Source organism: Variovorax sp. PBS-H4 (assembly GCF_901827205.1).
Classification (GTDB): domain Bacteria; phylum Pseudomonadota; class Gammaproteobacteria; order Burkholderiales; family Burkholderiaceae_C; genus Variovorax.
Genome location: NZ_LR594675.1, coordinates 329,273 through 343,321, shown reverse-complemented (window position 1 = coordinate 343,321; position 14,049 = coordinate 329,273). Strand labels below are relative to the sequence as shown.

Sequence of the window (14,049 nt, the reverse complement as noted above, 5' to 3'; positions counted from 1 at the left end):
AAACACACCCGGGCTGTCAGGCGTTGGTCAGGTGAATTGGAGCAACGCCCGCACCGCCTCCGGCAGCGAGTTCACCCGGGGCATGAAGCAGTCCAGCGCCGAGCCCAACAGCACTCGACGCCGATGCGCATCTGCAGCCAGGAGACGAGCGATGCCTTGCTCAGTCCGTGACCACCGGCACGCGCGGCGCCACCGCGCACATCAGCTCGTAGCCGATGGTATCGGCGGCTTGCGCGACTTCGTCGATGGGGAGCACGGTGCCGTTCGACGCACGTCCCCACAGCGTGACCTCGGCGCCGAAGCGCGCATCGGGCACGGGCGTGAGGTCCACGGTGATCATGTCCATGCTGACCCGCCCGATCATGCGCGTGCGCACGCCGTTCACCAGCACCGGCGTCCCGGTGCCGCAGTGGCGCGGATAGCCGTCGGCATAGCCGACTGCGGCAACGCCGATGGTGAGCGGACCTTCGGCGGTGAAGCGGGAGCCATAGCCGACGGTATCTCCCGCGGCGAGCGTCTGCACCGAGATCAGGCGCGTGGCGAGCGTCATCGCCGGCTCCAGCTGCCAGTGCGCCGCATCATGATCGGGAAAATCCGGCGCGCTTCCGTACAGCAGGATGCCTGGTCGTACCCAGTCGGCGCGCGTGATGGCGGCATGGCGCAGGGTGGCGGCGCTGTTGGCGACCGAGCGCTCGCCCGGCAGGTCGCGCGTGAAGCGTTCGAAGACCTCCAGCTGATGGGCCACGCCGCGCTCGCCGTCGGCGTCGCTGAAGTGGGTCATGAGCGATATCTCGTCGACCTGCGGCAGCGCGTCGAGCCGCGTCCAGGCGGCGCGGAAACGCTCGGGCGGAAAACCGAGGCGGTTCATTCCCGAGTTCATCTTGAGGAACACGCGCTGGGGCACCTGCGTCTTGTGGGCGGCGAGCATGTCGATCTGCGCGTCGCAGTGCACGGTGTGCCAGAGCTCAAGGCGCGAGCACAACTCCAGGTCGCGCGGCTCGAACACGCCTTCCAGCAGCAGCACCGGGCCGCGCCAGCCGAGGGCGCGCACGCGCTCGGCCTCGGCCAGGTCGAGCAGCGCGAAGCCGTCGGCAGCACGGAAGGACTCGAACACGCGCTCGATGCCATGGCCGTACGCGTTGGCCTTGACGACGGCCCAGACGCGCGCATCGACCGCGGCGCGGCGCGCGCGCTCGAGGTTGTGCGCCAGGGCGGCACTGTGGATGGTGGCGAGGATCGGACGAGGCAAGGCGAAACCCGTTGAGAACATGAGGATAAACACCCGCACGACGCGGGGCGTCGCGCCATTTTGACACTGCACCCCCATGCTATAACCGCCCATTTCCGCCAGTACCGCGGCCCCACTTCCACTATTGCCAGCAGCCCCTCTGGCCAGCCAGCCCATCGATGAAGCGCGGTTTCTACACGATCATGTCGGCCCAGTTCTTCTCGTCGCTGGCCGACAACGCGCTTTTCGTGGCGGCGGTGGAGTTGATGCGAAGCAGCGGGGCGGCCGAATGGCAGCGCGCCGCACTGGTGCCGATCTTCACCATCTTCTATGTGGCGCTGGCACCGCTCGTGGGCGCCTTCGCCGATGCACTGCCCAAGGGCCGCGTGATGTTCATCAGCAATGCGATCAAGGTGGTCGGCTGCGTGATGATGCTGTTCGGCTCGCATCCGCTGGTGGCCTATGCGGTGGTCGGCCTGGGGGCGGCAGCCTATTCGCCCGCCAAGTACGGCATCCTCACCGAGCTGCTGCCGGCGTCGCAGCTGGTCAAGGCCAACGGCTGGATCGAGGGCCTCACCATTGCTTCCATCATCCTGGGCATCGTGCTCGGCGGGCAGTTGGTCGGGCATACGCTGTCGACGCGGCTGCTGGCGCTGGACTTCCCGGTGGTCGACACCGGCATCGACACCCCGCCTGAGGCGGCGATTGCGGCGCTGATCTTCATCTACATCATTGCGGCCTGGTTCAACACGCGCATTCCCGACACCGGCGTCGAGATGCGGCCGCTGCGCACCAATCCGCACCACGGCATGCTGCGCAACCTGCTGGCGCTGCTGCCCGACTTCTGGCACTGCAATTCGCGCCTGTGGCGCGACAAGCTGGGCCAGATCTCGCTGGCGACGACCACCCTGTTCTGGGGTGCGGGCGGCAACCTCAAGTACATCGTGCTGGCATGGGCTTCGCTGGCGCTGGGCTACAGCACGGCGCAGGCATCGTCGCTAACCGGCGTGGTGGCGATCGGCACCGCAGTAGGGGCGGTGGTGGCGTCGATGCGCATGCGCCTGGATATGGCCACGCGCGTGATCCCGCTGGGCATCGGCATGGGGGTCCTGGTGATCGGGATGAACTTCATCGGCAACATCTGGCTCGCGGTGCCTTTCCTCATCCTGCTGGGCGGGCTGGGCGGCTTCCTCGTGGTGCCGATGAACGCGCTGCTGCAGCACCGCGGCCACAACCTGATGGGCGCCGGCCGCTCGATCGCGGTGCAGAACTTCAACGAGCAGGCCTGCATCCTGATCCTCGGCGCCTTCTACAGCGCCTGCACGGGCCTGGGGCTGTCGGCGTATTCGGCAATCACCGCCTTCGGGCTGGTGGTGGCGGGCTTCATGTGGCTCATCAAGCGCTGGCATCGCACCAACCTGCAGCGCTACCCGGAAGAAGTCGAACACCTGCTCGCGATCGCCCGCAGCGACAAGCATCACTGATTCGGCATCCGCCTTGCCCGCACTCGCGCTCGTCTTCAACGCCCTTGTCTGGGGCGTGTCCTGGTTCCCGTTCCGCCAGATCGAAGCCCATGGGCTGCACCCGGTGTGGGCCACAGCGCTGATCTATGTGTTCATCACGCTTGCAATCAGCTGGCTGCGCCGCCAGGCCTGGCAGGCCTTCGCAACGTGGCCCGGGCTGGTGCTTCTGGGGCTGGCAGCCGGCTTGACCAACGTCGGCTTCAACTGGGCGGTGACGCAGGGCGACGTGGTGCGCGTGGTGCTGCTGTTCTACCTGATGCCGTTGTGGAGCGTGCTGCTGGCCTGGATCTTTCTGGGCGAGCGGCCCCGCCCGGCGGCACTCGCGCGCATGGCGCTCGCGCTGGCCGGCGTGGCCGTCGTGCTCAAGACGCCGGAGACGGACTGGCCGGTGCCGGCGAGCCTGCCCGACTGGCTTGGCGTGGCGGCCGGCTTCTGCTTCGCGGTGACCAACATCGTGCTGCGCCGGCTGCGCGCGGCCCCTGGCGAATCGCGTGCGATCGCGATGTTCAGTGGCTGCGCGCTTGTGGCGAGTCTGGCGGCGGCCGCCGGCACGGCGCTCGGCGTCATCGCGCCACCGCCGCTGCAGCCGTCGATGACGCAAGGGTGGGCGGGATGGGCCGGCTGGGCCGCGCTGCTCGGCGCCGGCTTCGTCTTCGCGAACATCTGCCTCCAGTACGGCGCCGCGCGGCTGGCGGCCAGTGCCACCGCAGTGCTCATGTTGTCGGAGGTGCTGTTCGCCAGCGTGTCGTCGGTCGCGCTGGGCGCGGCCTCGCTGGATGGCCGCATCTGGGCCGGCGGTGCGCTGATCGTGCTGGCGGCGCTGTGGTCCTCGTTTGCACGAACGAACGGCGGCGAGGATGATCGGCACTCCGGCATCCTGGAGAACAAGCCATCATGACCAGCGTCTACGACTTCGAAGCCCGGCAGATCGATGGCACGGATGTGCCGCTCTCCAATTACAAGGGCCAGGTGCTCCTGATCGTCAACACCGCCAGCAAGTGCGGCTTCACACCGCAGTTCGAGGGCCTGGAGGCGCTCCACAAGAAGTACGCCCCCCAGGGCCTTGCGGTGCTCGGCTTTCCTTCCAACCAGTTCGCCAACCAGGACCCGGGCACGAACGAGGAGATCGGCGCCTTTTGCGTGAAGAACTACGGCGTGAGCTTTCCGATGATGGAGAAGATCGAGGTCAATGGCTCCGGCGCCGCGCCGCTCTACAAGTGGCTCACCAAGGAGGCGCCTGGCCTGCTGGGCAGCACGGCCATCAAGTGGAACTTCACCAAGTTCCTGGTGGGCAAGGATGGGCGAGTACTGAAGCGCTATGCGCCGATGGACACGCCGGCCTCGATGGAGCGGGACATCGAAGGGGCGCTCGCAGCCTGAGGGCCGCGCTCCAAGCCGCAGGAAACAAGACCGGTCGTCCACTGTCCGCGATCCGCGGCCTGGCCGCCGATGGCTATCTCTACGTGGGAGACCGATCCAATCGTCGGGTACGCAGGATCACGCCGGGCGGCGTCGTCACGACGCTCGCCGGATCTTCAACGGCCGGCTCTGCCGATGGGATCGGCGCTGATGCTCAGTTCCGCTTCATCGCGGACGTCGCAGTGAACGCCACTGGCGACGTCTACGTGATCTCCAGCGGGGTCATCCGCAAGATCAGCCCTGTGCGATGACCAGCGATTCCGCGTCTTCGGCGGCTGGGCACCCTTTGCTCAGAAGCGGAAGTCGGCGGTCTGCGAGCCGCGGCCGACCGAGACGCTGTGGCTCTTGGCGATGCCTTCGGTCGCCGCCTCCACCGTGTAGCGGCCCGCGGGCAGCGTGATCAGGCAAACCGGGCCGGAGGCTGGCATCGACAGGACGGCAGCGCCGCTGGCGTCCTTGATGGTCACAGCCACTTCCGCCAGATAGGCGCCGTCGGCACGGGCGAAGAGCAGGGAGAGGGGGTAGTCCTTCATGGCGGCGCGCATGGCATTGGACTCGTCGGACCCGATGCCGCCGCACACATACTGCACCGCACCCTGGCTTTTCATGGGCGGGAGCGTGGTGGTCTGCGCCCGCGCAATCCAGGGGCCGGCGGCGCCGGCGCAAAGAAGGGTCGCGAGTGCGACGGAACGAGGCGTGATCTGCATCATCGACAACTCCGGAAGTGGGCAGGCTCGCATGTTGCCGCTCTGCGCCCGCCTGACGGGTCGGACCGCGCGCCCTTCGCCTGTGCGCTCAGGCCGGCTTCAGCGCCTCGTCCAGAACTTCCACCCAATGCCGCACCGGCACCCCGCTGCCGCTTTGCAGGTGCGTGATGCAACCGATGTTGGCCGACACGATGGCGGTGGGCCTCAGCTGGTCCAGGTGGCCAAGCTTGCGGTCGCGCAGCGCATAGGCCAGCTCGGGCTGCAGCACCGAGTACGTTCCCGCCGAGCCGCAACACAGATGCGACTCGTTCTTCGCGACCTGTATTTCGAAGCCCAGGGCCCGCAGGTTCACCTCGACGCCGCCGCGCAGCTTCTGCCCATGCTGCAGCGTGCAGGGCGGGTGGTAGGCGAAGACGCCGGGCAGCGCATTCACGCGGTCTTTCAGCAGCGGCACCAGTTCGGGCAGCAGTTCGCTCAGGTCGCGGGTGAGCTCACTGATGCGCGCAGCCTTCGCTGCATAGGCCGGGTCGTCGCGCAGCATGTGGCCATATTCGCGCACGGTGACGCCGCAGCCGGAAGCGTTCATCACGATTGCTTCAATGGCACCCTCTTGCACGAACGGCCACCAGGCGTCGATGTTGGCGCGCATCTGTGCCTTGCCGCCCTCCTGGTCGTTGAGGTGGAACTTCACCGCGCCACAGCAGCCGGCGGCAGGCGCGACGACGGCCTCGATGCCCGCGGCATCGAGCACGCGCGCAGTCGCGCTGTTGATGTTCGGCGCCATCGAAGGCTGCACGCAGCCAGCCAGCATCAGCACCTTGCGCGCGTGGCTACGCGAGGGCCAGCCTCCGGCCCGCTGCGGTGCCGGCACCTTGGCCTTGAGCTTCGACGGCAGCAGGCCGCGCATCGACTGGCCCAGCTTCATCGCGGGCCCGAAGAGCGGCGAGGGCAGCGCTTCCTTCAGCGTCCAGCGCAATGCGCCTTCCAGCGCGGGCCGGGGCACCTTCTCGTCGACGATCTTCCGGCCGATGTCGACCAGGTGGCCGTACTGCACGCCGCTCGGACAAGTGCTCTCGCAATTGCGGCAGGTCAGGCATCGGTCCAGGTGCAGCTGCGTGCTGCGCGTGGGCGGCTTGCCCTCGAGCACCTGCTTGATCAGGTAGATGCGCCCGCGCGGGCCGTCGAGCTCGTCGCCGAGCAGTTGGTAGGTCGGGCAGGTGGCCGTGCAGAAGCCGCAATGCACGCACTTGCGCAGGATGGCTTCAGCTTCCTTGCCGTCGGCCGTGTCGCGGAATTCGGGAGCGAGCTCGGTTTGCATTTCAACTCGGTGGGAGGAGCCGCGCGCGATCGAACACGGCGTGGGGATCGAACTCGCGCATCAGCGCTTCGTGAATGCGCCGCAGCGGCGCGCTCAAGGCATCGAAGCGGCGCGTTACGGTGGCGTCGCCGTCCGCGGCCATGAACAGCGTCGCATGGCCGCCGGCGGAGCGGGCCGCCTCCCTGAGTCGTTCGCCCTCGCCGGGCGGCACCAGGTACCAGCGCTGTGCACCATGCCACTCGATCAACGGTGGCTCTTCCAGCGGGAGCACCGGCGCGGTCTGCGGCACCGACAGGCGCCACAGCTCGCGCTCCCCGCGCGCGGCGAACCAGGGCAGGCGCAGGTCACGCGCGGCCTCCCAGTCGGCTGCGGCCTGGGCATCGTCCTGCCGTTCGCCGCCAAGATGGCTGCAGGCGGCCGCCACCGCAGCCGTCGCGCCGCGCAGGCGCAGCCAGAGCCGGCCCTGTCCCTGCTCGTGCGTCCACCGACTGGCGTTGAGCGGCAACGGCTGTCCGCCCCAGCCGTTGAGCAGGCGCAGTGCGTCGGCCTGGTGGCAATCGAAAACGAGCGTCGCCTCGGCAGGCGGCACGGGAAGCACCTTCAGGCTGACTTCCGTGACCAGCCCCAGCACGCCCAGCGAGCCGCACAGCACGCGGGACACGTCGTAGCCCGCGACGTTCTTCATGACTTGGCCACCGAAGGTGAGCAGCTCGCTGCGGCCGTTGAGGAGCCGGGCTCCCAGCACATAGTCGCGCACGGCCCCCACGCTCGCGCGTGCCGGTCCGCTCAGGCCCGCGGCGACCATGCCGCCCACGGTGCCGCCGCCATCGCCGAAACGCGGGGGTTCGAAGGGCAGGCACTGGCCCTGCTCGGCCAGCAGGCCTTCGAGCTCGACGAGCTGGGTGCCGGCCCGCACCGTGACGACGAGTTCGCTGGGCTCGTAGCTCACGATGCCGCACAGCCCTGCGGCAGAGAGTGCTTCGCCACGCGGCGGCTCGCCGTAGAAGTCCTTGGTGCCGGCACCGCGGATGCGCAACGTGCCGCGATCGGCGGCGGCTTCTCGAATGCGTTCGGCAATCTGGCGCAGTGCGGAATCCATTCCTGCGATGGTAGCGTCCCGTCAGGCGGCGCCCGGCCGCGCACACGACGAGCTGATGTTCAGTCCTCGAAAAAGTGGACAGGCAGTCCAGCCAACTCTGCACGCAGTGCGATCACGTGGCCGGAGGCCGGGCGTTGCTCGAGCTCCTCGGCGGGCCGCCCGTTGCGCGCGCTGGTGACGAACAAGGTGCGCAGGTCGTCGCCGCCGAAGCAGGGCATGGTGGGGCATTGCACCGGCACGGCCAGGGCAAACGCGAGCTCGCCCGAGGGCGAGAAGCGCAGCAGCTGCCCTCCCTCGAACATGGCGGCCCAGTAGTGGCCCTCGGCATCGACCGTGGCGCCGTCCGGGCGTCCCTGGTAGCCCTGCGGGGACGACGGGGACCAGCCTTCGGGCTTGGTGCCGAACTGACGGAACGCACGCGGGCGCGACAGGCGGTTCAATTCAAGGTCGCGGTCCCAGGCACTCACGCGATGCGCGGCGGTATCGGCCCAGTAGAGCGTGGCGCCGTCGGGCGCAAAGGCCAGGCCGTTCGCGGTGGTGACGCCATCGGCCATGCGCGTCATGACCGGCGTGCCTCCGCCGCGCGCATCGAGGCAGTAGAGCGCGGCACTGGCGCCGTTCTTCGCTTCGTTCAACGTGCCGGCCCAGAAGCGGCCCTGCGCGTCGCACTTGCCGTCGTTGAAGCGCATGCTGCGCACGTCGTGGTCCACCCGCGCAAGCAGGTCCAGCGCTCCGCCCCATTCGTGCGCGCGGTAGATGCCGTCGCGCAGCGCGATCACCAGCCCGCCGCGGGCCGCGGGCGCCATGCAGCCGGGCTCGGTAGGCAGGCTCCAGCGCTCCACCGTGGGCTTGCCGTCGATCTGGCCGCGCGTTCGCAGCACCGCGCGGCCCGGAATGTCGAGCCAGTAGAGCGAGCGCTCATGGGGGTGCCAGAACGGTGATTCGCCGAGCTGGCAGAGGCTGTCGGGCAGGGTGGTCCACATGTCGCCAGCTTAGGGCCTGTTGCCGCGCAAAAAAAAGCCCGCTGGCCGAAGCGCTTGCGGGCTGAACATCCAGAGGAGACTTGCTTGGATTTGTTCCTGCAGGCAGTGCCGCAGGCCGCGACAAGCGGCCCGCGCTTGCCTCAGCGGTTGTAGGCGGTTTCGCCGTGCGACGAGATGTCCAGGCCCTCGCGCTCTTCCTCTTCGCTGACGCGCAGCCCAATGGTGAGGTCGACGATCTTGTAGGCGACGAAGGACACCACGGCAGACCACACGATGGTCAGCAGCACGGCCTTGAGCTGGATCAAGACTTGCGCGCCGATGCCGTTGGACACCACGCCGGCCGTGACCCAGTCGCCCACCAGGCCGGGACCGCCCAGCGCCTGGGTGTTGAACACGCCGGTCAGCAGTGCACCCACGATGCCGCCCACGCCGTGCACGCCGAACACGTCGAGCGAGTCGTCCGCGCCGAGCATGTGCTTGAGGCCATTGACGCCCCAGAGGCAGGCGAAGCCGGCGACGAAGCCGACCACGATCGCGCCCATGAGGCCGACATTGCCGGCTGCAGGCGTGATGGCCACCAGGCCGGCGACCGCACCGGACGCCGCACCCAGCATCGAGGCCTTGCCGCGCATCAGCGCTTCGCCGATGCACCACGCCAGCACCGCGGCTGCCGTTGCCGAGAAGGTGTTCATGAAGGCCAGTACGGCGCTGGTGCCTGCTTCGAGCGCGGAGCCGGCGTTGAAGCCGAACCAGCCCACCCACAGCAGCGAGGCGCCGACCATGGTGAGGGTCAGCGAGTGCGGCGTGAACGCTTCCTTGCCGTAGCCGATGCGCTTGCCGATCAGGATGGCACCCACCAGGCCTGCGACCGCGGCGTTGATGTGCACCACCGTTCCCCCGGCGAAGTCCAGCGCGCCCCATTGCCAGATAAGGCCGGCCTTGGCGTTCATGGCATCGACCACGTCCTTGCTGGCGTAGGCGTCGGGGCCCATCCAGAACCAGACCATGTGCGCGATCGGCGCATAGCTGAAGGTGAACCACAGCGCCATGAAGAGCAGCACGGCCGAGAACTTGATGCGCTCGGCGAAGGCGCCGACGATCAGGCAGCAGGTGATGCCGGCGAAGGTGGCCTGGAAGGCGGCGAACAGCAGCTCGGGGATGTAGACGCCCTTGCTGAAGGTCGCGCCTGGCGCGAAGGTGCCAGTGGCAGCGTCGAAGATGCCCTTCATGAAGAGACGGTCGAAGCCGCCGATGAAGGAGTTGCCCTCGGTGAACGCCAGGCTGTAGCCGTAGATGAGCCACAGCACCACGATCATCGAGAAGGTGACCATCACCTGCATCAGCACCGACAGCATGTTCTTGCTGCGCACCAGGCCACCGTAGAAGAGCGCCAGGCCAGGAATGGTCATCATGATGACCAGCAGCGTCGACAGCAGCATCCAGGAGGTGTCGCCCTTGTTGAAGGAAGGTGCAGCAGCAGCAGCAGGCGCAGCCGCGGCGGCATCGGCAGGTGCTGCAGCCGCCGGAGCCGCGGCGGCGGGCGCTGCGGCTGCGGGGGCAGTGGCGGCAGGCGCTTCGGCCGGCGCAGCCGGGGTCTGGGCGAAGCCCGCAGTGCCCGTGACGAGAACGCCCAGGCCGAAGGCGAGAGAGACAAGCAGTTTTTTCATTGGATCTGTTCTTTCGTGCCTCGAAGTCAAAGGGCTTCGCGGCCTGTTTCTCCGGTACGGATGCGCACGACCTGCTCGAGGTCGTAGACGAAGATCTTGCCGTCGCCGATCTTGCCGGTGCGCGCGGCGCTCTCGACCGCCTCGATCACGCGCTCGACCAGTTCGTCGGCCACGGCCGCTTCGATCTTGACCTTGGGCAGGAAGTCGACCACGTACTCCGCGCCGCGGTAGAGCTCGGTGTGGCCCTTCTGGCGGCCGAAGCCCTTGACCTCCGTCACGGTGATGCCCTGCACCCCGATGGTCGAGAGCGCCTCGCGCACCTCGTCGAGCTTGAACGGCTTGATGATGGCTGTGACCAGCTTCATGATGCTTCCCTCGTAGATTCCATGATGTTTTCTCCTCTGCGCGCTCGAACGGCGCGCACCGCGGTCAGAGCGTCTTGGTCAGCGTGACGATGAACCGGGCCTTGTTGGGCGACCAGGTGCGCTGGCCGATGGGCCCGAAGCCGAGGTCGAGGCCCGGATCGGCCACGAGCAGGTACGAGCTCTTCCTGTTGGCGCCCTGCACCGACCCGGCCAGCGACAGGCCGTTGCCGAAGTCATACGAAGCGCCGACGTTGTAGTCGACGTAGTTGCGATAGCCCAGGCTGCGGATGTCGCTGCTCATGTGCGTGTAGCCCACCGCCGCCTTGAAGGTCACCTTGGGCACGATTTCCTTGGAGTAGCTCAGGTTCAGGTAGCCGGTGTTGCGGCCCTTCAGGCCCGAGCCGTCCTTCTCGCCGGCGTAGTTGAAATAGTCCTTCGACACCGTGTGCGAGTACTTCAGCGTGAACGCACCAATCGCTTCGTCGGCCCAGGTGCCTGCGCCGTAGAGCTCGGTGGTGTTGCCGCGGGTGTTGCCCGGATAGATGTACGCCAGCGCGCCGACGTCGAAGTCGAAGACGCCCGCCTTGAACTTGTAGCCCCCGTAGATGTCGCTCTCGATGCTGTTGCCGTTGAGCCAGTTGACGCTGGAGTTCCAGTTGCCGATGTAGAAGCCGCTCTCGCCGAAGGCATAGTCGAAACCGCCCTGGATGGCGGGCTTGACGGCGCGCGTCTTGGCGAAGTCGTTGCTGCCCAGCACGTCCTGGTCTTGGCCGCGGAACTTGTAGTTGCTGGTCAGCGCGACGTTGCCGGTGAGCTGGGCGCTCGCCAGCATCGGCAGCGCAGCCAGGGCAGCGACGGCCAGGGCAGACGCGGTTTTACGGTGCATCATCGGGAGACTCCTCGGTCGGTTTTGAAATGGTCGGATACCGATTCAAAGCAGGGAGCGTGCCAAATCTCGCGGCCCATCCGAAGCGGAGCCTGAGACGGGTGCACGGCGAGGCCAGGAACAAAAAGATGGAGCACCATCTTGGTGAAAGGGAGAGGAAATGAGCTTATCTTTGGTGCAAAGCCGTGCTTTGCTGGGCCTCGAAGCGGCAAGCGTCACGGTCGAGGTGCATCTGGCCAACGGGTTGCCGAGCTTCACGCTGGTGGGACTGGCGGACGTGGAAGTGAAGGAGGCGCGCGAGCGGGTGCGTTCTGCCATTCAGAATGCCGGCCTCGAATTCCCGAGCAACAAGCGCATCACGGTCAACCTGGCGCCGGCCGATCTGCCGAAGGATTCGGGGCGCTTCGACCTGCCAATCGCACTGGGCATCCTGGCGGCAGCCGGGCAGATCGACGCGGCCCGGCTGGCGGGCCACGAATTTGCGGGGGAGCTCTCGCTTTCAGGCCATCTGCGGCCCGTGCGCGGTGCGCTCGCAATGGCGCTGGCGCTGCATGGCCGCGGCGTTGCGACGAAGCTGGTGCTGCCGGCCGAGAGCGCGCGGGAGGCCGCCCTGGTACCCGGCGCCGACATCTACGGTGCGGCCCACCTGCTGGACGTGGTGCGGCAGTTCCTGCCGGGCGGCCCGGCCGCGAGCGATGCGTCGGAAGACGGCTGGCACCGTGCGCAGCCGGCCGAACCCGGCGCGGTGGCGGCCGGGGCCGACATGGCGGACGTCAAGGGGCACGCGAGCGCAAGACGCGCGCTCGAGGTCGCGGCGGCCGGCCAGCACAGCCTGCTGATGGTGGGCCCGCCGGGTTCCGGCAAGTCGATGCTGGCGCAGCGCTTTGCGGGCCTGCTGCCGCCGATGAGCGTCGACGAGGCGCTGGAAAGCGCCGCCGTAGCCAGCCTGCACGGCCGCTTCGCCGTCGAGCGTTGGCGTGTGCGGCCGACCTGCAGCCCGCACCACAGCGCCAGTGCCGTGGCGCTGGTGGGCGGCGGCTCGCCGCCGCGGCCTGGCGAGATCTCGCTGGCGCACAACGGCGTGCTGTTCCTGGACGAATTTCCCGAGTTCCAGCGTGCCGCGCTCGAGGCGCTGCGCGAGCCGCTGGAGACCGGAACCATCACGATCGCGCGGGCCGCGCGGCGTGCCGAGTTCCCGGCCCGCTTCCAGTTGATCGCCGCCATGAATCCGTGCCCTTGCGGCTACCTGGGCTCATCCCTCAAGTCCTGCCGTTGCACGCCGGACCAGGTGGCCCGCTACCAGGGCAAGCTCAGCGGGCCGCTGCTCGACCGGATCGACCTGCACATCGAAGTGCCCGCCCTACCCGCCACCCAGTTGCTGGAGACGCCCGCCGGCGAAGCCAGCGCAGACGTCCGTGCGCGCGTGGCCGAAGGGCGCGAGCGCGCAATCCGCCGACAGGGCAAGGCCAACCAGGCGCTGCAAGGCGCAGAGATCGACCGCCACGCGAAGCTCGATGCGGCGGCCCGGCAGTTCCTGCAGACTGCAGCGACGCGACTGGGCTGGTCGGCGCGCGGCACGCACCGCACGCTCAAGCTGGCCCGAACGATAGCGGACCTGGCCGGAGCCGGCGCGGTGCAGGCGGCGCATGTGGCGGAGGCGGTGCAGTACCGGCGTGCACTGCAGAGGGTGGAGTGATCAGCGCTTGAACCGTCCCCCGCTGATGATCGACAGGTCGACGTAGTCGATGCCCGTGTGGTCCTGCGGCGAGTAGCTCACCTCGAGGCCACCGCCCGGGTCGTAGCGGAAATCGTTGAGCGCAGCCAGCAGCCTGGCGCGCGTGGGCTTCGGGCCGGCGCGGCGCAGCGCCTCGACCAGCACCTTGGTGGCCACGAAGCCTTCGAGCAGCGCCGGCGAGAGTTCGATGTCACCCTTGGCCTTGGCAAGGTCCGAAGCCTCCTTGACCAGCGGATGCGCCAAGCCCCGCTCGGACGGCAACACCTGCATCACCACCACGCCGCCGCTGGCGCCGCCCAGTTCCTTGATGAAGCCTGACGCCGCGTTGTTCGACAGCGTGATGACCTGCGCGGCCGAACCGGTTGCGCGCAGCGCCTTCACGCCTTCGGTGACCGCGGTGCCGGAGCCGATCCACAGAACGGCCTGCGCGTTGGAGGCCACAAGCTTGGGAACGATGGCCGTGTAGTCGGGCTTGTTGCGATCGGCCAGGGCCAGCACGACCGGCTTCAGGCCGGCCTTGTCGAAGCCTTTCATGGCGCCTTCCATCGCGTCCTTGCCGAACGAATCGTCGGCCTGGACCACGGCAATGCGCTGCATGCCCACCGTGTGCAGATGCTGGACCGCCTTCTCGGCCTCCCGCTGGTAGGTGGAGCGCACGTTGAACACATGCTTCTGCACGGGTTTATGCAGCGACATCGCGCCGGTGGAAGGCGCGATCAGCGGGGTGCCGCTCTTGTCGAGCAGCGGGACGACCGCCAGTGCGTTGGGCGTGCCGCGGTTGAGCAGCAGCGCGATCACCTTCTTCTCCTCGATCAGGATGCGCGAGTTCTCCACCGAGCGCTTGGTGTCCAGCCCGTCGTCCAGGCGAATCACTTCGATCTTCTCGCCGTGGATGCCGCCCTGCGCGTTGACGTTGTCGATCACCAGCTGCGAGCCGAGGATGGTTTCCTTCACGCTGGCCGCGACCGGCCCCGACATGTCGGCCGACTGGCCGATCAGGATCTGCGCCACTGCGTTTGCGGCGCCCAGCATCAGCGCGGCGGCGCAGAAAAATACTCGCACGGTCTCCATGGGTTGCTCTCCAGAAGGCCGGGCGAAAATGCGCGGCGCAATTTGTGT

14 protein-coding genes are annotated in these 14,049 nt (G+C 68.0%); 5 read left to right on the top strand and 9 right to left on the bottom strand.

The features are described 5' to 3' along the window. Nucleotides 1-160: 160 nt before the first annotated feature. Nucleotides 161-1,249 (bottom strand): alanine racemase, encoded by a 1,089-nt coding sequence (gene alr, locus E5CHR_RS01585; RefSeq protein ID WP_162583513.1) that lies wholly within the window; start codon nt 1,247-1,249, stop codon nt 161-163. A gap of 158 nt (nt 1,250-1,407) precedes the next feature. On the opposite strand from alr, the gene lplT reads away from it, so the two are divergent. The 4 genes from lplT (at nt 1,408) to E5CHR_RS01565 (ending at nt 4,421) form a co-directional block, all read left to right on the top strand. Continuing rightward, nucleotides 1,408-2,712, top strand: a complete 1,305-nt coding sequence (lplT, locus tag E5CHR_RS01580; RefSeq protein WP_162578069.1) for a lysophospholipid transporter LplT — start codon at nt 1,408-1,410, stop codon at nt 2,710-2,712. Between the two features lie 13 nt (nt 2,713-2,725). Continuing rightward, nucleotides 2,726-3,649 carry a DMT family transporter gene (locus E5CHR_RS01575; protein WP_162578068.1) on the top strand — a complete coding sequence of 308 codons (924 nt, stop codon included), beginning with the start codon at nt 2,726-2,728 and terminating at the stop codon, nt 3,647-3,649. Continuing rightward, on the top strand, nt 3,646-4,131 hold the full coding sequence (locus E5CHR_RS01570) for a glutathione peroxidase (RefSeq protein WP_162578067.1): 486 nt from the start codon (nt 3,646-3,648) through the stop codon (nt 4,129-4,131). The genes E5CHR_RS01575 and E5CHR_RS01570 overlap by 4 nt, the downstream gene beginning before the upstream one ends. Nucleotides 4,132-4,214: 83 nt before the next feature. Further along, nucleotides 4,215-4,421: a hypothetical protein gene (locus E5CHR_RS01565; protein WP_162577767.1), complete on the top strand. Its 207-nt coding sequence runs from the start codon at nt 4,215-4,217 to the stop codon at nt 4,419-4,421. A 39-nt stretch (nt 4,422-4,460) separates the two neighbouring features. Here the strand turns inward: E5CHR_RS01565 and E5CHR_RS01560 are convergent, their stop codons facing one another. The 7 genes from E5CHR_RS01560 to E5CHR_RS01530 form a co-directional block, all read right to left on the bottom strand. Further along, nucleotides 4,461-4,880 (bottom strand): carboxypeptidase regulatory-like domain-containing protein, encoded by a 420-nt coding sequence (locus tag E5CHR_RS01560; protein ID WP_443083052.1) that lies wholly within the window; start codon nt 4,878-4,880, stop codon nt 4,461-4,463. An 85-nt stretch (nt 4,881-4,965) separates the two neighbouring features. Beyond that, nucleotides 4,966-6,195, bottom strand: coding sequence for a glycolate oxidase subunit GlcF (gene glcF / locus E5CHR_RS01555; protein ID WP_162578066.1), 1,230 nt, complete (start codon nt 6,193-6,195; stop codon nt 4,966-4,968). A 1-nt stretch (nt 6,196) separates the two neighbouring features. Continuing rightward, nucleotides 6,197-7,294: a glycolate oxidase subunit GlcE gene (gene glcE, locus E5CHR_RS01550; RefSeq protein ID WP_162578065.1), complete on the bottom strand. Its 1,098-nt coding sequence runs from the start codon at nt 7,292-7,294 to the stop codon at nt 6,197-6,199. A 59-nt stretch (nt 7,295-7,353) separates the two neighbouring features. Next, nucleotides 7,354-8,277: an SMP-30/gluconolactonase/LRE family protein gene (locus E5CHR_RS01545; protein ID WP_162578064.1), complete on the bottom strand. Its 924-nt coding sequence runs from the start codon at nt 8,275-8,277 to the stop codon at nt 7,354-7,356. A 140-nt stretch (nt 8,278-8,417) separates the two neighbouring features. Next, the gene (locus tag E5CHR_RS01540) at nt 8,418-9,944 is read right to left on the bottom strand and encodes an ammonium transporter (protein WP_174255679.1); all 1,527 of its coding nucleotides are present in this window, start codon (nt 9,942-9,944) and stop codon (nt 8,418-8,420) included. A 26-nt stretch (nt 9,945-9,970) separates the two neighbouring features. Next, a complete protein-coding gene (gene glnK, locus E5CHR_RS01535; RefSeq protein ID WP_162578063.1) occupies nt 9,971-10,309 on the bottom strand; it encodes a P-II family nitrogen regulator in 339 nt (112 codons plus the stop codon). Between the two features lie 64 nt (nt 10,310-10,373). Further along, on the bottom strand, nt 10,374-11,195 hold the full coding sequence (locus E5CHR_RS01530) for a TorF family putative porin (RefSeq protein WP_162583510.1): 822 nt from the start codon (nt 11,193-11,195) through the stop codon (nt 10,374-10,376). Nucleotides 11,196-11,355: 160 nt separating this feature from the next. On the opposite strand from E5CHR_RS01530, the gene E5CHR_RS01525 reads away from it, so the two are divergent. Beyond that, complete coding sequence (locus tag E5CHR_RS01525) at nt 11,356-12,891, top strand: YifB family Mg chelatase-like AAA ATPase (protein ID WP_162578062.1); 1,536 nt, start codon at nt 11,356-11,358, stop codon at nt 12,889-12,891. On the opposite strand, the gene E5CHR_RS01520 is transcribed toward E5CHR_RS01525, so the two are convergent. Continuing rightward, entirely contained in the window at nt 12,892-14,001 is a 1,110-nt protein-coding gene (locus E5CHR_RS01520; RefSeq protein WP_162578061.1) for an ABC transporter substrate-binding protein, read from the bottom strand. Nucleotides 14,002-14,049 lie beyond the last annotated feature (48 nt).